Below are 19676 nucleotides of genomic sequence, written 5' to 3'. Positions count from 1 at the left end.
TTGGAAGAAGAGGCGTGGTTGTAGCCTCAAAATGTACAAAAGCCCCGACACGTAATCGTGCGGGGCTTTTGCTTTTGCAGTCAGTAACGGTGAGGCTGCTCTTTTACGGCTGGGCGAGGAAGGTCTCCACGGGGGTGTACGGCAGCCCAAACGCTTCGGCTACGCCGCGGTACGTTACTTTGCCGTGTGCGATGTTTACTCCCGCCCTGATACCGGCATTCTCCCTTATTACCTCCGGCCACTTCTTGTTGGCGATCTGGACGGCATACGGGAGGGTGGCGTTGGTCAGTGCTACGGTGGAGGTGAGGGGCACGGCACCGGGCATGTTCCCGACGCAGTAGTGCAAGACTCCGTCGACGGTGTAGGTCGGGTCGGTGTGTGTGGTTGCGCGGGAGGTCTCGAAGCAGCCCCCCTGATCGATGGCGACATCGACCATCACGGAGCCCGGCTTCATCGTCTTCAGCATCTCGCGGGTCACGAGTTTCGGAGTCTTCGCTCCGTGTACCAGTACGGCGCCGATGACGGCATCGGCTTCCTGGACGAGTTCACGAATGGTGGCCGGGGACGACATGATGGGGAAGCAATTCTTTGGCATCGTCTCGGAGAGGTGGCGCAGGCGCTCGAGGTTGCTGTCGAGGAGGTACACTTTCGCGCCGAGGCCGCACGCCATCTGTGCTGCGTGTGTGCCGACGACGCCGCCGCCGATGACGAGGACGGTCGCGGGGGGAACGCCGGGGACGCCGCCGAGCAGAATGCCGCGTCCGCCCTGGGCTCTCTCAGCGTACTTCGCTGCCTGCTGGGCTGCCATGCGTCCGGCAACCTCGCTCATCGGGGTGAGGAGCGGCAGGCTGTTTCCCGGACCGGTGATCGTCTCGTAGGCGATGGCGATGGCGTTTGATTTGATGATGGCGCGGGTCAGGACTTCATCGGCAGCAAAGTGGAAGTAGGTGAAGAGCACCTGCCCCTCGCGGATGAGTTCGAATTCGGAGGGTTGCGGCTCCTTCACGTGCATGACGAGCTCTGCACGGTGGAAGATCTCCGCGGGGGTCTCGACGATCGCCGCGCCTGCCTTGATGTAGGCGTCGTCACTGAACCCGCTGCCTACCCCGGCGGAGGTCTCCACCAGCACGGTGTGCCCGTGGCTTACCATCACTTCCACGCCACCAGGGGTCATGGCGACCCTGTTTTCCTCTACCTTTATTTCTTTCAGGATGCCTACGATCATCGATTTGTCCTTTCCTGCGGCTCGGGAGTCGTAATTTGGACGTGCCTCCCGCGCCAGCCCTGCCCCTCCCGCGAAGGGGAGGGGACGTGGGCTATCCGTACAAGGGAGGGTGTACGCAGCGTGTGAGGGAGGTGTCTCACATCCGGAACTATATCAGAGTAAACACGATTTTTTCTTGCAAAGATGCTGAGGTTTCCTTACTATTTCGCAGAAAATTTCAAGAAGGCGGTATCCTTGTGCAGAACATTGATGTCACCACGATCGACAGGATCGACCGTATTATTCTATCTCAGCTGCAACGGGACGGCAGACTCTCCAATGTGCAGCTTGCGGAGTTGGTGGGGCTATCGGAGTCAGCCTGTCTGAGACGGGTCCGTATTCTTGAGCAGAGCGGAATCATCGACCGCTATGTCATGCTGGTGAATCAGAGTGCTATCGGCAAATCGGGCAATGTCTTTGTCACGGTTACTCTTGACGGCCAGCAAAGGGAGAAGCTTTCCACCTTTGAGGATGCCATCCGCACTGTACCGGAGGTCATGGAGTGCTATCTTATGTCCGGGGATGTTGATTACCTGCTGCGGGTCATCATCAAGGACACCAATGACTACGTTCGCCTTCACAATATACTGACCGGCCTTCCGGGCGTGCTGCGGGTGCAGTCTTCTTTTGCGCTGCGTACGGTGTTGAGCAAGACGGAGCTGCCGCTCGAGGCGATACCCTGAAGTTCCCAAGGGAAATGCTCTGATAGTGGTTGACCGGCTTCTTTTGATTAGCTAGAGTGAATCGGAAATTCAGTGTCATGTGCCAAGCTGAATACTAAAGACAGTGTATTGCAGCAACGACGCACCTGCATCAGGGGGCACTATGACAGCGGTATCACATATGCTAGAAGCTGTTCCTTTATAGTTTGGCTATGCCGAGCCATCATTGATGGTGCCCCACACTTCCTTTCAAGGAGCCCCACCATGGCATCCCACGCCTTCATCCACACCAAAGCACGTTTTGAAAAGCCCGCTGAGTACCCGGAGCGGTTTCCGGTGCCCGATCATCTGGTGAGCTGGGGGAGCGAGTACCCCGAGTACGCTCCGCCGTACTACGTCTCTCCGGTGGTCATCAAGAACGACTCCAGCGCTAATCCGGCGGGGTGGGCCGATCCGGAGGATGTATCGCTCCTGTCGGAAATGCCGCAGCAGAGCTTTGCCGGTGTCCTCGTCCACGACGCAGAGGGGCGGGCGTTAAATCCGATCGGCCGTACCGGTATCGCGGGGAGGGGGCTTCTCGGCAAGTGGGGGCCGAACTACGCCGCGGATCCAATCATTACCTGCATCAACCATGGCGATCACACGGTCGAGATGCTCGCGGTGCAGCGGAAGGACAACGGCCAGTGGGCGATCCCCGGCGGGATGGTGGACAAGGGGGAGGAAATTACCAAGACCCTGACGCGGGAGTTGATGGAAGAGACGGGCGTTAGGCTCGACATGGGGAGCGGGAGCCTGATCTATCGCGGCTATGTGGACGATCCGCGCAACACCGACCATGCCTGGATGGAGACGACGGCGAAGCACCTGCACCTTGACCCGGAGACGGCGCGGCGCCTCGATCTTGTGGCCGGAAGCGACGCCCGTGCGGTCCGCTGGTTCAAGCTCACACCGGAGAGCGTGTCCCAACTCTATGCCAGCCACTGTGCGCTGGTAAAGGCGACGCTGGAAGAGCTCTGCCGTGAAGGGAAGGCTTGTGTCACGAAAGAGGAGCGGGAGATCGTCGAGAGGTTACTGCAGAGATTGTAACTGGAATAACCCCATCCCCACCCTGTCCCTCCCCTTGAAAGGGAGGGGGACGTGAGGCTCCTTCTTAGGTCTGGCCAACACGGCGGGATATACAGCATTTGGAGGGGAATAAGCGGTAGCGTTTTCCGGCATGCGCTGGTGCGGGACTGGTGGTGGACTGCCGGGAACGCCTGGCGGCTTATCCCGGCCTACATCACGATATCGCCGCCCCTCAGAGGTCACTAGTGTTCATGCTCGTGATGCTCGTCCGGCGGTGGAGTCGGCGGCGGTTCTTCTACTCTCACTCTCTTCTTCGTCTCTTTCGGTATCCCTGCAAGACTCAATTCCAGTACCAGGTCCTCCAGATGGCCAAAGGTCTCCGCGTTGGACCCTGCCGGCCTCGAGATCTCCACATGCCACACGCCTCCCTGCGTTGATCTGCCGAAGGGGCTTGCGTTGAGGTGAGTCGTGGTGCCGCACAGCTCCGGCGGACGCGGAGACTTCCGGTTCTCGACCCTTCCCAGCATGATCGGCGCGAGATCCGACTGGTCCACATCCACATACTCACCCGAGCGTTCGTAATGCGCTTCGTTCGGCAGCCGGACGGAGACCGACCACTGCACCGCCCCGGCATCCCCTACCAGCGCGGCCCCTATTCCGAGCAGTCTGCAATTTTCGTGGCTCCTGAAAAGGTCGGACGGGATCTGCAGCTTCAGCGGAATGCTGTCCCTCGCGTGCTTTACCTGCGTCCACATCCCCCTGTTCAGCAGGGAGCGAATCGACACGACTCGGGTGAAGCGCTGTTCCTGCCGCTGGTAGCGTGTCAGCCACTCCATCGAGTTGCGGATCCACATGGCGAGGGTGGTGAGCGACTCGTTCAACGTCTCCGCTTCAGGCGGGAGCGGCGAGGTTATCTCTGTATAGCCAAAGATCGTTCTCAGCCCTTCCTCCGCCACGCAGGCCCGGTTCATCGCCTCCTCGTAATCGCGGCAAAGCCGCTTTAAAACGAGGTCGCGCTGCTCGTGCAGAGCGAACGGCTGCCCCGGCGTCGCCAGGTCTTTCTTGCGCTGCACCGCCTCCTCCCGCAGGTCGAGCCGTGACTTCGCGACCGGAGCCGGTGCAGGCTCCGGTTTTGACTCCTCCTCCGGCTGCTCCTCCCTTTCCCCCTCCTCGCCCTCTGCCGGCTCCCCAGCTGTCGCATCTGCCGGCGCCATGGCCGCCGTCGCGCTCTCCTCGTCCGCCGCCTCAGCAGGAGCTTCAGCCTCACGAGCCTCCTCTTCGAAAGGTCCACCATCCCATCGGCGGCGCTGCCTGTCCAGCTCGATCTGTTTTTCCTCCGCCCTTACGTCGTTCACGAACTCGTGCCAGGCGTAGTCGAGCGAGCGGTATTCCTTGAAGTCCTTCAGGCACCGCTCGATGAGGACGGCGGCTTCATCAAGAAGGATTTCCACATGCCGAGGGGCATAATTGGCAGCCAGCATCTTCCGGTCGGGACGGTAACTCACGATGTTGCACAGCAGCTTGCTCATCTCTTACCTCCTGCCCATTTTGGACAGCTTCAGTGCTTCAACTTTCAGCACGAAGGGACAGGGACCATTCTGATCGGTCGAGCCTTTCCTCCACAGTCATTGTTTCCACAACGCATCATCATTTTCTACACCTGCACTCTTTCCACCATCGTCACTCCCCCCACTCCGTCACCATTAAATGGTAACTCATAACAGGCCAATATGCTCTTGTTGATGCGCCACGGCTCCGGAGCGCAGCGTTCCGGGTCGGTTCGGGGAGGAGGTCGCCGGCTCTTTCGGCGATTAGATCGTCGCCTGATATCAAGAAACAGGGGAGGAAACGGTATTCATTGAATCGTTAGTCTTTATAAATTAAAATCTATATTGTATTACCCCGGACGCTTCGTATAATTGACCACGATTTGAGGCCGGAAGAAGGACTATTTCTGAGAGGAGAGGTTCAATGACCAAGAAAATGATGACAATGGACGGCAATACGGCCGCGGCGTACGTCGCTTACGCCATGAGCGAGACGGCGGCCATTTATCCGATCACTCCTTCCTCCACGATGGCGGAGGTCGCGGACGACTGGGCGGCGAAGGGGCGCAAGAACATCTTCGGCCAGACCTTGAGGATAAGGGAACTGCAGTCGGAAGCGGGCGCGGCGGCCTCTGTTCACGGCGCACTGGTAACCGGGGCGCTTACCACAACCTTTACCGCGTCACAGGGGCTTTTGCTGATGATCCCCAACATGTACAAGATCGCCGGCGAGCTCCTCCCGGGCGTCTTCCACGTCTCCGCCCGGGCCCTGGCAACCCATGCGCTCTCCATCTTCGGCGATCATCAGGACGTCATGGCTGCGCGCGCCACCGGCTTTGCCCTCCTGTGCGCCTCCTCGGTGCAGGAGGTTATGGACCTCGCACTGGTCGCCCATGTAGCTGCTCTCGACTCCAGTATCCCGTTCCTCCATTTCTTCGACGGCTTCCGGACCTCCCACGAGGTGCAGAAGATCGAGGCGATCGACTATGAAGACATGGCACCGCTTCTCGATCGGGAAAAACTCGCCGCCTTCCGCGCCAAGGGGATGAATCCGGAGCATCCGGAGCTGCGGGGGACTGCGCAGAATCCCGACATCTACTTCCAGGGGCGCGAGCGCGCGAACCCCTACTACGACGCCGTCCCCGGTTTCGTCACGGCGGCGATGGAAAAGGTCGGCGCCATCACCGGGAGAAAGTACACTCTCTTCGACTATGTGGGGGATCCGCAGGCGGAGCGGGTCATCATCGCCATGGGCTCCTCGTGCGAGACGATCGAAGAGGTGATCCGCTACTCGCAGGGTGAAAAGATAGGGCTGGTGAAGGTGCGGCTGTACCGCCCGTTCGATGCGAAGGCCCTTCTGGCGGTGATTCCTGCATCTGCAAAGAAGGTGACGGTGCTCGATCGCACGAAGGAGCCGGGCTCCCTCGGCGAGCCGCTCTACGTCGACGTCTGTACCGCCTATCTCGAAAGGGGAGGGGAGATTCCGGAACTGTACGCCGGGCGCTACGGCCTCGGCTCGAAGGAATTCCGTCCCGTTCACGTAAAGGCGGTTTACGACAACATGAACGGTGCACCGGGAAGGCGCCACTTCACGGTCGGCATCGAGGACGATGTGAACGGGATTTCGCTGCCGGTCGGCGGCACCCTTTCCACGACTCCGGAAGGGACCGTGCAATGCCGCTTCTGGGGGATGGGCGCGGACGGGACGGTCGGCGCCAACAAGGCCGCCATCAAGATCATCGGCGACAACACCGACCTCTACGTGCAGGCCTACTTCTCCTACGACTCGAAAAAATCAGGGGGGATCACCGTCTCCCATCTGCGCTTCGGGAAGAGCCCCATCCTTTCCACCTACCTCGTCGACTCTGCGGACTTCGTCTCCTGCTCACAGGCGCCGTACGTCGACGTTTATGATGTCCTCGAGGGGATAAAGGACGGCGGCACCTTCCTTCTCAACTCCCACTGGACCAGCGTGGAAGAGCTGGAAAAGCACCTCCCGGCAGGGATGCGGCGCACAATCGCGGAGAAGAAGATCCGCTTCTACAACGTGGACGCCATCAGCATCGCCGCCGAGGCGGGGCTGGGCGGGCGCACCAACATGATCATGCAGACCGCGTTCTTCAAGCTCTCCGGCGTCCTCCCCTTTGAGCAGGCGGTGGCGCTTTTGAAGGACTCGATCCGCAAGGAGTACGGCCGCAAAGGCGAGCAGATCGTGCAGATGAACCTCGATGCGGTCGACATGGCGGTGCAGAAGCTCGTGGAGGTGAGTTACCCCGATTCCTGGAAGGAGGTCCGGGACGAGGGGGCGGTGAACTTCCGTCTCGAGCAGGAGATGCCGGACTACATGAGAAACGTGGTCTTCCCGATCCTGCAGCAGAAGGGGGATCACCTGCCGGTCTCCGCCTTCTCCCCCGACGGCGTCTTCCCGGTGGCCACCACCCGCTACGAGAAGCGCGGCGTCGCTATCAACGTTCCGGAGTGGATCAAGGAGAACTGCATCCAGTGCAACCAGTGCTCCTTCATCTGCCCGCACGCCACCATCCGCCCCTTCCTCGCGACGGAAGAGGAGATGGCCGGGGCTCCGGCGACTTACGAGACGCTCCCGGCGGTGGCAAAGGATATCAAGGGACACGCATTCCGCATCCAGGTTTACCCGCTCGACTGCATGGGGTGCGGCAACTGTGCTGACATCTGTCCGGCGAAGAAGTCCGCTCTCGTCATGAAGCCGATCGAGACGCAACTCCTGCAGGACGAAAACCGCAAGTTCGCGGAGACGCTGAAGCCGAAGGGGCATCTGGTGAAGCGCAACACCCTCATCGGCAGCCAATTCCAGGAACCGCTCCTCGAGTTCTCCGGCGCCTGCTCAGGGTGTGGCGAAACCCCCTACGCGCGCCTCATCACGCAGCTCTTCGGCGAGCGGATGCTGGTGGCAAACGCCACCGGGTGCTCCTCCATCTGGGCGGCCTCCGCACCGGTCAGCGCCTACTCCACAAACAGCCAGGGGCACGGGCCGGCGTGGAACAACTCCCTATTTGAAGATGCTGCCGAGTTTGGCTACGGCTATCTCCTGGCGATCTCCCAGCGCCGGGAAAAGCTCGCTGATCTGGTAACCCAGGCTGTTGGCGCGGGGGCTTCCGGCGAGCTGAAGGATGCGCTATCTGGGTGGCTGGAGGGGATGAACGACGCGGAGGTGTCGCGGCGCCACGGTGACAGGATGAAGGAGCTCCTGCCAAAGAGCGGCGACAACCCGCTTTACAAGGAGATCATGGAGTACGCGGACCTCTTCACCAAGAAGTCGGTGTGGATCTACGGCGGCGACGGGTGGGCGTACGACATCGGCTTCGGCGGGCTTGACCACGTCATCTCCACCGGAGAGGACATAAACATGCTCGTCATGGACACCGAGCTCTACTCCAACACCGGCGGCCAGTGCTCCAAGGCGACCCAGCTCGGCGCCCAGGCCCGCTTCGCAGCCGGCGGGAAGCGCACCTCCAAGAAGGACCTGGGGAGCATGGCTATCACCTACGGCTACGTCTATGTCGCCTCGATATCGATCGGTGCGGACAAGAACCAGACGCTGAGGGCGATCGCCGAGGCGGAGGCATACCCGGGGCCATCGGTAGTCATAGCCTACTCCACCTGCATCAACCAGGGGCTCAGAAAGGGGATGGGGAAATCGATCGAAGAGTCGCAGCTGGCGGTAAGGTCCGGTTACTGGCCGCTGTACCGCTACAACCCACTCCTCAAGAAGGAAGGGAAGAACCCGTTCATCCTCGAATCGAAGGAACCGGACGGGTCGCTGCAGGAGTTCCTCTCCAGCGAGGTCCGCTTCCACGCCCTGGAGAAGATAAATCCGGAGGTGTCGCAGCAGCTGCGCAAGCAGATAGAGGAAGAGGTGGTGGAACGCTTCAAGCTCCTGAAGGGGATGGCGGAGTGGCATCCCTCACAGGGAGATACTCCGCGCGGTGGCGGCAGGAGCCACGAGCACGTGCCGGCGGACGGGGCGAAAGAGCCGGCGGCGCCGGTCTGCATCAGCGCCACCAGCGATGCCCGCTACAGCCGCCCGGGAGCTCCGGAGGAGGTGTGCGACGACGGACGTGCCGGTATCGACAAGAAGCTGGAGGATGATTGAAAGAGAAAGTAGGTAGTAGCGTTTAGAGGTAGGATCGAGGGCCGTGGAGCGGTAACGCTGCACGGCCCTCTGCTTTTGAGAGGGACGAGAAGGGGCGGAGTCACTCCTTGCGCCGCCGGGGGGCGCTGCCGCAGGGGCCTTCACAGATCTCCTTCAATTTCTTCCCCCTTTTCCGGGCAAGGTTCATTATCTCCTCGCAGGTAAGGTCTTCCCTTTTCTGCTTGCGGCGCTCGACGCGGTAGACCACCACCAACTCGTCCTGCCGGGTTTCCTTCTCATCCATAGGTCACCTCTTCTTTGGCGAATCATGCCGTATGAAGTCCCCCCCCTCCTTGACGGGAGGGGGACAGGGGGTGGGTGAAGGTGCCAGCATCTGGGACGGTGGCACCTTCACCCCCACCCTGTCCCTCCCCCTCAAGGGGGGAGGGAACGTTTGAAGAACCTTTTCTGGAGCCACTGAAGGGGTGTATTACAGAAAAGATGCCGAAACGGGAGCGGTCAATCCGGCCGGTATGACTGAGGTTTTAGAGGCAGAGGCTTTCGGAGGGGCGGGCGGAATGAGAGGCTGCTAAACATCTGTGCAGGAAGTGAGCAGCCGGAAGAGAAGAGAGGGAGATGCAGCGCGGAGGAGTACGTGTGTGATACGGGGGAAGGCGCCTGCGCGCCTCCCCCGGAGTTGATTCCATATCAGGGAGAAAAGAACCTGGAGGCGCGGTTCAGGAGGTTTTTGGAGAGGAAGATTTCCACTCCCTTCATCACCGCGTTTCTCACCCCCATCTCCTGCAGCCGCCAGAGCGTATTCAGGGAGAAGATCCGCCCGATGTGATTCACGTTGTTGTGGGCGTCTACCTCCTGCATCATCGCAAGAACCGTCTCACGGAATTTTTCCTGGGGGATGCTGCAGTAGCTCGTTGGGTTTTGGAAGTTCTGCAGCGTCGGATCGAAACCGGGAGGGAGGACCCCCTGCTCGCGGCAGTAGTCATAAAGGTCGGTACCGGGGAAGGGGGAGAAGGCGCTCAGCCAGATGTACCCCTTTATTTTTTTGATGACCTCCCGCGTCCGCGCCAGTGATTCCTCCGTATCCTGAGGGAAACCGGCTATAAGGTAGGCCTGCAGCTCGATGCCGTGCTTCTTCACCAGCCTGCATGCCTCGAGCGCCTGCTCGACGGTGATCTTCTTGTGCACCGCCTGCAGCACCCGGTTGTCCCCCGATTCCACGCCGACCTCGATCATGTGGCACCCGGCGCGCCTCATCATGGAAAGGAGCTCGTCGTTGACGAGGCTTACGTGCACCTCGCACTTCCACTTGAGCCCGGGGCAGCGCGTCGTGATGCCGTGGCACAGCACCTCGGTCCAGTCCCTGTTCCAACCGAAGGTGTCGTCGGCAAAGCGCACGGAGCGCAGCCCCATCTGTTGCAGACTCTCCAACTCCTGGATCACGTTCTCCGGAGACCTGAGCCTTACCTTTCCACCCCATACCCGTGAGGAGCCGCAGAAGGTGCAGCGATAAGGGCACCCCCGGCTGGAGAGGACGCTGTAGAAAGCGCTCTTCGGGTAGAGCGGGTAGTCCCTGAGCGATGCCTGCGCGGCGAGGTGGGGGAAGGGGAGAGAATCGAGGTCGAAAATCAGGTCCCGCGGCGCGGTCGCCGTTTTCTTTCCGTTCAGCCGGTACACGATCCCCTTCACCTCGGAGAGATCGGTCTTCTTTTCCAGCGCGAGGAGGAGATCGACGATCGTCACTTCCCCTTCGCCGATGACGCCGAAATCGATCTCCGCGGCGTCGAGGACGTCCACTCCGATCATCGAGCAGTGAGGTCCTCCGACTATGACCGATATGGCTGGATCGATCGCCTTGGCGATGCGTGCCACCATGCAGGCCGAGCGGAAGTTCTGGGTCGTCGTTGTTATCCCGACGACGTCCGGCTGCATTTCCTCGAGAATCTCCTGCACCTCCTTCCAGATAGGGTGTTCCTGCTCCGTGACGTTGGCGAGGAAGTTCGCATACCCCTCCGTCGCCTTGAAGCTGAAGGAAGCGCTGTGCCCCTGGAAAAAGGTGTTCCTGTTGAAGTCGGCGTTGTAGATCCCCACCTCCCACGAGGTACTCGCGCCGATGGCGCCGGCGAGATAGCCGAGGGAGAGCTGCGCTTCATTGTATGAGTGGGCGTCGTCGAAAAGGCGGTAGAAAGGTGGCTGTACTAGCACGATCTTCTTTTGCGTCATGACAGTTTCTCCTCTTCCTTTTCCGAAGCACTGGCTGAACTAGCGCATCCTCTACCAGAGCCAAGATTATATTGGGGGCAGCTAATGTCAACTCCGCTTCCCGCAACGCCTTTTTACGCTATCACCGAGGCCATACTCTGTGCAGCGCGTGAACAATTTTCTTGCCTTGCCCCTTTATCTCGGTACATTCTCACTTCACACCGTCTCACCGTAGTGCCACTTTTGAGGACCCGCAATGCCCATTGCTTCACTCCTTGCTGTCGATCTTGGTTTGAGAACCGGCCTCGCCCTTTACGGGGGGGACGGGAGACTCCTCTGGTACCGCTCCCAGAACTTCGGGAGCACCGAGCGGCTGCGCCGGGGCGCACACGGCATCCTGAACGGCATCCCGAACCTCACTGCCATGGTGATAGAGGGGGGCGGAAACCTCGCGGTGCTGTGGGAAAAGGAGGCGGAGCAGCGGGGGATCGCGGTGCGGCGCGTAGGAGCGGAAGTGTGGAGACAGGTTTTCCTCCTGCCGCGGGAGCAAAGAAGCGGCGCGGATGCGAAGAGGCACGCAGGGGAGCTGGCGCGAAAGGTGATAGAGTGGTCGGCTGCGCCCCGTCCGACGTCACTGCGGCACGACGCGGCAGAGGCGATCCTCATCGGGCTGTGGGGGGCTCTTCATTTCGGCCTGCTGGAGAGGGTGCCGAAGGAGGCACAGCGGTAGGAGCGACCTTTTCCTGTCGCGGAGGGATCATCTTCCGGCGCCGAGGCCGAAGCTCTCCTGGACCGGTCCTGGGGCTTCCTCGAAGCGGAGGAACTCCATGGTGTAGCTTCCCCTTCCTTTGGTGATGCTGCGCAATTCGGTCATGTAGCCGAACATCTGCGCCAGAGGGACCGTGGCGCGCACGACGTCGGTATCCCCCCGCTTATCGAGCTTTTCCACCTTGCCGTGCTTTTGCTGCAGCGAGCCGAGCACCTTTCCGACGCTCTCTGTCGGGACCTCCAGCTCCAGCGACATGATCGGCTCAAGAAGAAACGGTGCGGCCTCCCGCGCCGCGAGGATGACGCCGCGCTGGGCCGCCACCCTCAGCGCAGGCTCGCTCGGCACCCCCATCTCGACAGGGATCTCCTGCACTTTCACCTCGAGATCGGTGAGGCTGTAACCGGTACGGCAGCCGGCAGCGACCCCCTGCTGCAGGCTGTCCTTGGCGGCGGCAACGAGCTCCGAGGAGATCTGCGGGGGCGCCGGAGGAAGGAGTATCCGGACTCCGCTGCCGCGCGGCAGCGGGGTGAGAGAAAGGGCCACCTCCGCCATCTCCGCGCGCCTTTCCCCTTCGCGGCGGAAGACCTCGCGCCGCACCACCTTTTGCCGGATCGTCTCCCGGTACACCACCCGCGGCCGACCGGTCTGCACCTGGACCCCGTACTCGCGCCGCAGGCGGTCCACGATAACGTCGAGGTGCAGCTCCCCCATCCCCGTGAGGATCGTCTGTCCTGTTTCCAGGTCCTCGTGCACCCTGAAGGTCGGGTCCTCCCACTGGAAGTATTCCAGGACCTGCATGAGGTGCTCCCGGTGGTCGGCACCCTTCGCCTCCACAGCGACTGATACCACCGGCTCCGGAACCGAGAGCCCGTCGAGAAGAAGCGGCTTCGCCGGGTCGCACAGCGTGTCGCCGGTAAGGGTAATCTGACAGCCGGAGGCCGCGACTATCTCTCCGGCGACGGCCTCCGGGATCTCCTCTCGGCGGTGCGAGTGCATGCGGAAGAGGTGCCTGATCCTCTCCGGCGACTGGCGGCTGCTGTTTAGAAGGGGCACCCCGGGGCGCAACGTGCCGCTGTAGATGCGTAGATAGGTGAGTCGGCGCCCCTCCTCGGCCATGACCTTGAAGGCGAGCGCCCTCAGCGGTGCGGCCGGGTCGCACGGCAGGCTTTCGCGTTCGCCGGTGGCGGGATTGTGCCCGGCGAAGGCGGGGATGTCGAGCGGGGACGGCAGGTAATAGCCGACGGCGTCGAGCACCGGCTGTATCCCCTTGTTGCGCAGGGCCGATCCGAGGAAAACGGGGAAGATGTCGCAGGCGAGGGTGGCGCGGCGCAACGCCTCACGCAGCCGGCCACCCTCCACACTCTTGTTATCCAAAAAGTCCGCCATTATCGCGTCGTCGAAGTCTGCGGCTGCCTCCACGATTTTCAGCCGTGCTTCCCGCACCTCTTCCATCATCTCCGCGGGTACCGCACCCTTGTGCACGGTGCGCCCGAGGTCGGCCTCACTGAAGGTGAGGAGCTCCTCGGTGAGGAGATCGATCACGCCGGAAAAATTCCCCTCGGACCCCACGGGGAGCTGCAGCAGCACGGGGCGGGCCTTCAGGCGCTCCGCGATCTGGCGCAGCGCCTGCTGGTAGTCTGCGCCGGCGCGGTCGATCTTGTTGATGAAGCAGATCCTCGGGACCCGGTAGCGGTCCGCCTGCCGCCATACCGATTCGCTCTGCGGCTGCACCCCCTCGACGGCGCTGAAGATGGCCACCGCCCCGTCGAGTACCCGGACGCTGCGCTCCACCTCGATCGTAAAATCGATGTGTCCCGGCGTGTCGATCAGGTTGATGCGGCAGCGGTTCCAGTTGCAGCTCGTCGCTGTGGCGGTAATGGTGATGCCGCGCTCCTGCTCTTGCGGCATCCAGTCCATCACGGCCTGGCCGTCGTGCACCTCTCCCATCTTGTGCGTTTCCCCGCTGTAATAGAGGATGCGTTCCGAGACGGTGGTTTTCCCGGCGTCGATGTGGGAAATGATCCCGATATTGCGGACTGTGCGGATGAGATTAATGGTCCTTCTCCTTTTTGGGTAGAAGACGGAATCAGAGACGATTCTAATTCATGGATGCCGGATTGACAACTCCGCCTCCGACTCTTTTAAACCGGTCCGCTGAGAGAAAAAATTATTTCACTCTGTCTTCAGACGGTTGCTAATTAGGAAAAGGAAAGCTCCCTTTGTCATTCACACAGAACGCTCTTTAAGGGCTCATGAGGGTAGATAGAAGAGTCAACGCCGGCAGTCGGGTGACTTTCCTGCCGGGGGAGGGGAAGCGCGCACCAACTTCTACCGCCGTAACACACCCTCATCCCTCCACTATCCGTCGTGTTATGATGGCCTCAGAGGAGGTGTATTCATCATGAAACGGCTGCTTTTGGCCCTGGGGCTTCTTCTCATCGCGTCAAGCCCTGCAGCGGCCCACGACAGAGGTTTTCAGGGAATCAGTTTCGGATTCCCCTTGTACTACTATCCCACCCCTCCCGTGACCCCTTATGTGATGCCGCAGCCCGAGGCCCTTCCGAGGCCGCAGACGGTGGGGCCCCAGATGGCGTCCGCCCCCAACGGCTTTTACCATGCGCCGCCCAAGGTTTACCGCTACGCGGACGGCGACAGGTGGATCGTGGAGGAGATCTACAAGGACGGGCGGCTGGTGGAAAGAAGGGTGAAATGCTACCCGCCGGACTGGGAAGGTTACCGGTAACGGCGACGGGTTACACATAGATAGAGTGAGTCAGTTGTCTGTCATAAAGTGCCATCGGGATGCAAACCTGATGGCACTTTTGATTTAGTGGGGGAAGCTGCGCCCTGAAGCATTCTTTGCCGTTGACTTGCTAAAACAGAAGGTGTATGGGAAATGCTTGATTTCGTGAAGGTGTTGTCGGTTGTGCGCTTCAGGGATAGAGACTGGAGCTGGCTCGCCGGCATTAGAGACAGTGAGATAAATGGCCGCGTGTGAGCTGACGGGTGGCCTATGACTGTGACAACGTCACCGGGGGCAGCAAAATGTCACAAACGTGGCTGACCGATATGACCCACTTCATCGATGAAGACGGGGAGCTCATTTCGGAGCCGTACCACGCAAAGAGGCTTGGGGAGTACATTGCGTCGATTGTTTTGATGGTGTCGTATCCGACCGCGGAGATACCGCCGGAGTATCGGGTTGTCTGCCGCCGCCGTCCGAAGCAGCAGTCGTGCGGCGAGGAGATTGCCGGGTTCGTCGATCCCGATACGGAGAAGATCGTCTGGGTCTGCCCGCGCTGCGGCGACCGGGGATTTATCAGCAACTGGCGCGGGACGGTGTGGGATCTGAGCGAGGTCGTTGACATTGACCACTGAAACCTCTTGTGCTGCCGTGGTGGGGGCATGACCGGCATGCGGCACATCCACGTCACCTGCGCCATCATCGAAAGGGACGGACTCGTGCTGGCGGCTCAACGAAGCACAGAGATGAGCCTGCCGCTCAAGTGGGAGTTTCCCGGCGGCAAGATCGACGAGGGGGAGACGACCGAGGAATGCCTGCGCCGCGAGCTTATTGAGGAACTGGGGATCGAGGTCGTCCTGAAGGACACGCTGGAGCCGGTCACCTACCACTACCCCACCCTTGCCGTCACGCTTTATCCCTTCATCTGTGCAATAAAATCGGGAGAGGTTGTTCTGCACGAGCACGCCGCTGTGGCCTGGCTTTCAGCCGGAGAGCTGGAGACGCTCGACTGGGCCGCGGCTGATATCCCGGTGTTGCAGGCATATCTCGCGGCCCCGTCGCGGTGCCCTTAAGCGGCAGTGGCGCCGGCGGCGTGCCGGGAACGCCTGCGGCTTATCCCGGCCTACATTTCCTACATTCCCCGGCATGCGGGGGGACTGGCTCCGCAGGTGCCTGTCCCCTTTGCTCCCGGCGCTGGCAGCTACGGTGCCGGTTGGCAGGTCGGGCAGAAGTAGGCGGTACGACCGCCGGACTTCAGGTGCTGCAAGGGGCTCGAGCAGCGTGGGCACTCCCCTTTCTTCATCCGGTGCGGCAGTAGAAAGGAGTGCGGCATCTTCTCGGTGTCCGCCTCGCTGGCCACGGCCTTGTCCAGCACCATGGCACTCGCCCGATACAGCTCCCGCCAATTCCCGTCCGTCAGTGACCCCACCTTTGTCTCCGGATGTATCTTCGACTGAAAAAGGATCTCGTCGGCGTACTCGTTCCCGATCCCAGCGACAAGGTCCTGGTCCATGAGAATCTGCTTGATCCGGCCACTCCTTGTGGCGAGACGACTCCTGAAGGTCTTCTCGTCCACCGTGAGCGCGTCGGGGCCGAGGTCGTGGCGCCGGACATACTCCTCCGGCGACGGGGTGAGCCCTATCCTGCCGATCATGCGCCTGTTGTCGTAGGCGAGGTGCGCGCCGTTTGCGAAGGTGATGAGACACCTATCGTGTGGCGGCTCCTCCGAGAGGTCGCGGAAATAACGGAAGTACCCCGTCATGCCGAAATGGACGGTGAGCCAGAGGTCGCCGTCGGTCTGGGCAAAAAGGACCTTTCCGTGGCGCCGGGTCGAGAGAAAGCTTCTTCCCACCAGTGCCTTTTGCAGCTCTTCCGGCAAAATGCCGTCCAGCACTCCCGCCCTCTTGACCTCCACAGCGCTTATCTTTTGCTTCAACGCCGTACTGTCGAAATAGCGTCTGAAAGTCTCTACATCCGGTAACTCGGGCATAAGCTCCTCCATTCTTCGCTGCTGCTTCGGTGCTGCTCCGCCACTGCGCCGGTCGCGCTCGCGGTAGCTGCTATTCCGTCTCCTCCTTTCTCTCTATCAACGACTGCGTTATTTGATCATCTTCCGGCTCCGTAAAATGTGCCAGCCGGCGCAGCGCCTCCACCTTTTCGGAACGCGGCACGGCGGCTCGCTGCAAGCTTTTGCTGAGTACCTCGATAGTGGTGTCGTAGACCTCCCGGTTCACCGGGTAGGGGATGCGGTCCTTTCCGCCGTGGGCGAAGGAGAAACGGGCCGGGTCGCGGGTGGAGGCCGGGGTGCCGAAGATGACCTCGGCCACCAGTGCAAGCGCCCGCAGCGAGGCTGGGCCGACCCCCTTCATCCCCAGGAGTTCTTCGAAATTCCCCGGCGGCTTTTCGTAGGTCTGCAGGAGTATCTTGTGGAGCTGTCTCGGATTGATGTCTCCCGGAACGATGTCGTGGCGCTGAGGCATAACGAGGGTCGGCAGCCTCTCCGCCACCGCCATCGTCTCCCGGTCCGGCGTGACCGCCAGTTCGACGGCGTGTTCCCTCACCAAGGCGCTCTCGGCGGCGACGAGGTTGAGGGGAGTCACCCTTTCGTCGCAGCAGATGGCGGCGTGCGGTTCCTCCACGAAACTCTCCACCCCGGCGCTTAGCCAGTGATAGCGCCGTGCCGTGCAACTCCCGGGATTCATCCCTTGCTGCACGACGGCCCACTCGCCCTCCCTGGTGAAGAAAAAGGAGTGGTGATAGATCTGGAAGCCGTCCTGTACAGCGGCGCTGTCGACCTTGGCGGACATCCGGCTGGCATAAACCAGGGGGAGCGGATTTTCCCCCTGCGTCTCGCAGCGCGCGACGATCTCTGCCGGGGTGTTGCGGGAAACCTTTCCCTTCCCTCCGGCGACAAAGAGCCCAAGCTCGTTCTCCACCCCCCGGACCCCCTCTTTCAGTGCGCCGCAGGTGGTCGTCGTTACGCCGCTGGAGTGCCAATCAAAGCCAAGGACGCAGCCGAGGGCCTGGAACCAGAAAGGGTCGGAGAGGCGCCTTAGCACCTCCCGCGCGCCGTACTCCGCCACCATGTGCCGCACGATCTCGCGCGAGAGCCGCGTCATCCGCTCGAAAAGCCAGCGCGGCGCTTTCCCGCCGTGCAGCGGGAGCTCAGCATAACCTGTCCGTCTGTTCCCGTTCATCTCCTTATCATGATATAGGAAAGGCGCCGTCGATGGCGAGGTGCATTGGCGGACGGATCAAAAGGGAAGATTGGTGAAAAATGGAATAGAGGAGGGCGCGAGTACTTTCGCTGCCGTTCAGGAGGTAATACTGTCACTGTGATAATGCATGCAACACAGTGACCCTTCCGCACTGGCAGAAGTAGGTCACTGTGGATGTATTAAATCAGGTTAATGTCGATGCGGTGCCTCACCAGGAAGATGCCTTGATCTTTGCTGTGGCAATCTTTTGACACAGAGACTGCCGCAATGAGATAAAATTTTGGTGAGATCCTTGTGGATGCTGCAGAAAGTAGTATATGACAAGAATATGAGTGTGGGGGGCAGGTCTTTTTGGGGATGTGAGAAGCGTTGCCTGGCCGTGAGCCGCTTCTGTCACAGTATGTGACGGGCGGCTCTTTTTTGTGAGCAGGAGCGCAGGCGTCCCCTCCCTTCAAGGTACATCCGGGAATTCTGGGGAACGCGCTACAAAGAATCCGGGTGCCCCCACGCTGGAGCGTAGGCATCTTGCCTGTGATGGCGGCGCAGCCGCCACAGACCGCGCGGCTGGCGCCGCGGTACAGGCTGGGAAGCCTGTGCTCCAGCGCGGCGCCACTAGTGTCCCCTCACGTCAACGGAAGCGACCGGGCTGAATTCCCGGAATTCCCGGATGAACCTTTGCGAAGGGGGGACAGGGCAGCGTTGTCCGGTTAGGTTTTTGCTTTGCGTCGTTTCTGCTTTTTTCGGTTTTTTTTGGCCTCATTTTTTCGCAGTCTAGAGGCTTCAGCTGCCATTCCAGCAGCTTCACTAGCGATTTTGTTTCTTAGCTCTCTGACACGATTGATGCTCACCCGCTCGTTATGCTGTTCTTGGCAGTAAATGGCCAGGAGAAGGTAAGTGATAAGTCCACTAAGGACCTGCACCATCACGCCATACTGGCTTCTGGCGATTAAGTGGTAGACGTTGAGGTATCGTTTCCACCAGCCAAAGAAGGTCTCTATGTTCCAACGTAGTTTGTAGGCTTCGGCCACCTGTTCAGCGGTAAGGTCATAGCGGTTTGTCGCAACCCAGTATTCCTTTCGGTCAACGCGATAGCCAACTACTCGGAGCTCTTTCTGCCCTTCAGTGAGCCCCTTCTTGCCCAGAATAACGATGGCGTCATAAAAGACGATGTCACTGTGCGGAAGAGGATTTTGACGGACGACCTTCTTTCTGGCTCTCTGCTGGATGCGGCAGATAAAGAGTTTGCCGTCTTCTTGCCACTGATCGAAGTCGGCGTTGCATTGGTACCCTCGATCAAGGACAGCAGTTTCGCCAGGCTGGAGGATACGGTCTACATACTGCCGCTCCACCTGGTTAGCGTCAGTCACGACCACACTCGTCGGCACACCACGGTTCAGATCAAGGCCTACGTGGGCTTTGGCTTTATTGTGAGTGCTTGAGTACTGCGCCCAATCCATGGACATCAAAGCGTCGATGACAGATCCATCGATGCCAACAAGGTTGCCAAGTTCTGCGTGTTGGGCGGGAATGACTTTGCGAGCCTCTTTCGCCAGTGCTCCAAAGATTTCAGTGAGTTGTTCGAGTCCACGTGTGTTGATAGCCTCAAAAAAGGCGGATTTTTTAACGCCTTTAGGTGGCGCAACACATTCCTTGGCGAAATTGTCCTGTTCCAGGGCCTGGATCAGTTCTCTTCCAGAAGAGAATTCCTGGAGATGGTAGTAGACAAGGGCCTTTAGCTGATCGTCGAATGACAGTTGCAACGGTCGGTAACCTCTCGATGTAAGTGGAGAAACAGGGGTGCATGCTCTCTTTACTGGGTCGAGAAGTCTATTAAATTCATAAGGATTCTGCGGCTTTTGTCTGCTGAAGGGACGCATGTCGTAACCACTCCCGAATTACGTAGTTACGAACGCGGCGCGCGCCACCCTTCAACAGATGTCAAGCAAAAAGTACAGCAATATCAAAGATTTCAGAGAGCAAGAACCTAACCGGACAACGCTGGGGACAGGGGGGATTTGACTTGGTCAGCACCGTCCTGCAAAGTCGCAACTGCTGGGATGGGGGAGAACCTGGTTCC

General features: G+C 60.3%; 15 protein-coding genes. 7 read left to right on the top strand and 8 right to left on the bottom strand.

From position 1 onward, the window contains the following. Window positions 1–103: 103 nt before the first annotated feature. Complete coding sequence (gene ald / locus LPW11_RS03020) at window positions 104–1225, bottom strand: alanine dehydrogenase (RefSeq protein WP_230996653.1); 1122 nt, start codon at window positions 1223–1225, stop codon at window positions 104–106. A gap of 236 nt (window positions 1226–1461) precedes the next feature. Here ald and LPW11_RS03015 point away from each other — a divergent pair, with 236 nt between their 5' ends. Next, window positions 1462–1947: an Lrp/AsnC family transcriptional regulator gene (locus LPW11_RS03015; RefSeq protein ID WP_230996652.1), complete on the top strand. Its 486-nt coding sequence runs from the start codon at window positions 1462–1464 to the stop codon at window positions 1945–1947. 243 nt (window positions 1948–2190) lie between these two features. Beyond that, entirely contained in the window at window positions 2191–3012 is an 822-nt protein-coding gene (locus tag LPW11_RS03010) for an ADP-ribose pyrophosphatase (RefSeq protein ID WP_230996651.1), read from the top strand. Window positions 3013–3233: 221 nt separating this feature from the next. On the opposite strand, the gene LPW11_RS03005 is transcribed toward LPW11_RS03010, so the two are convergent. Next, window positions 3234–4520: a hypothetical protein gene (locus tag LPW11_RS03005; RefSeq protein ID WP_230996650.1), complete on the bottom strand. Its 1287-nt coding sequence runs from the start codon at window positions 4518–4520 to the stop codon at window positions 3234–3236. Window positions 4521–4962: 442 nt separating this feature from the next. On the opposite strand from LPW11_RS03005, the gene nifJ reads away from it, so the two are divergent. Next, on the top strand, window positions 4963–8670 hold the full coding sequence (gene nifJ / locus LPW11_RS03000) for a pyruvate:ferredoxin (flavodoxin) oxidoreductase (protein ID WP_230996649.1): 3708 nt from the start codon (window positions 4963–4965) through the stop codon (window positions 8668–8670). Between the two features lie 100 nt (window positions 8671–8770). On the opposite strand, the gene LPW11_RS02995 is transcribed toward nifJ, so the two are convergent. Both LPW11_RS02995 and LPW11_RS02990 read right to left on the bottom strand, forming a co-directional pair. After that, window positions 8771–8953: a hypothetical protein gene (locus LPW11_RS02995; protein WP_230996648.1), complete on the bottom strand. Its 183-nt coding sequence runs from the start codon at window positions 8951–8953 to the stop codon at window positions 8771–8773. Window positions 8954–9357: 404 nt separating this feature from the next. Next, window positions 9358–10890 (bottom strand): B12-binding domain-containing radical SAM protein, encoded by a 1533-nt coding sequence (locus tag LPW11_RS02990; RefSeq protein ID WP_230996647.1) that lies wholly within the window; start codon window positions 10888–10890, stop codon window positions 9358–9360. Window positions 10891–11125: 235 nt separating this feature from the next. On the opposite strand from LPW11_RS02990, the gene LPW11_RS02985 reads away from it, so the two are divergent. Then, window positions 11126–11599, top strand: a complete 474-nt coding sequence (locus LPW11_RS02985; RefSeq protein WP_230996646.1) for a hypothetical protein — start codon at window positions 11126–11128, stop codon at window positions 11597–11599. A gap of 27 nt (window positions 11600–11626) precedes the next feature. Here LPW11_RS02985 and fusA read toward each other — a convergent pair whose 3' ends face one another. Continuing rightward, window positions 11627–13693, bottom strand: a complete 2067-nt coding sequence (gene fusA / locus LPW11_RS02980; protein ID WP_230998235.1) for an elongation factor G — start codon at window positions 13691–13693, stop codon at window positions 11627–11629. Window positions 13694–14039: 346 nt separating this feature from the next. On the opposite strand from fusA, the gene LPW11_RS02975 reads away from it, so the two are divergent. The 3 genes from LPW11_RS02975 (at window position 14040) to LPW11_RS02965 (ending at window position 15454) form a co-directional block, all read left to right on the top strand. Continuing rightward, entirely contained in the window at window positions 14040–14381 is a 342-nt protein-coding gene (locus tag LPW11_RS02975; RefSeq protein WP_230996645.1) for a hypothetical protein, read from the top strand. A 302-nt stretch (window positions 14382–14683) separates the two neighbouring features. After that, entirely contained in the window at window positions 14684–15016 is a 333-nt protein-coding gene (locus tag LPW11_RS02970) for a hypothetical protein (RefSeq protein WP_230996644.1), read from the top strand. A gap of 27 nt (window positions 15017–15043) precedes the next feature. Further along, window positions 15044–15454, top strand: a complete 411-nt coding sequence (locus tag LPW11_RS02965; RefSeq protein WP_230996643.1) for a (deoxy)nucleoside triphosphate pyrophosphohydrolase — start codon at window positions 15044–15046, stop codon at window positions 15452–15454. 128 nt (window positions 15455–15582) lie between these two features. Here LPW11_RS02965 and LPW11_RS02960 read toward each other — a convergent pair whose 3' ends face one another. The 3 genes from LPW11_RS02960 to LPW11_RS02950 form a co-directional block, all read right to left on the bottom strand. After that, window positions 15583–16371: an Fpg/Nei family DNA glycosylase gene (locus LPW11_RS02960; RefSeq protein ID WP_230996642.1), complete on the bottom strand. Its 789-nt coding sequence runs from the start codon at window positions 16369–16371 to the stop codon at window positions 15583–15585. Between the two features lie 70 nt (window positions 16372–16441). Next, on the bottom strand, window positions 16442–17578 hold the full coding sequence (locus LPW11_RS02955; protein ID WP_230996641.1) for a DUF763 domain-containing protein: 1137 nt from the start codon (window positions 17576–17578) through the stop codon (window positions 16442–16444). A 728-nt stretch (window positions 17579–18306) separates the two neighbouring features. Beyond that, a complete protein-coding gene (locus tag LPW11_RS02950) occupies window positions 18307–19476 on the bottom strand; it encodes an IS4 family transposase (protein ID WP_230996640.1) in 1170 nt (389 codons plus the stop codon). Between the last annotated feature and the right edge of the window lie 200 nt (window positions 19477–19676).

The sequence above is a fragment of the Geomonas sp. RF6 genome (genome assembly GCF_021044625.1).
Lineage (GTDB): Bacteria > Desulfobacterota > Desulfuromonadia > Geobacterales > Geobacteraceae > RF6.
Note: the sequence above shows the minus strand (reverse complement) of the source record. Positions and strands in the feature narration are given on the sequence as shown.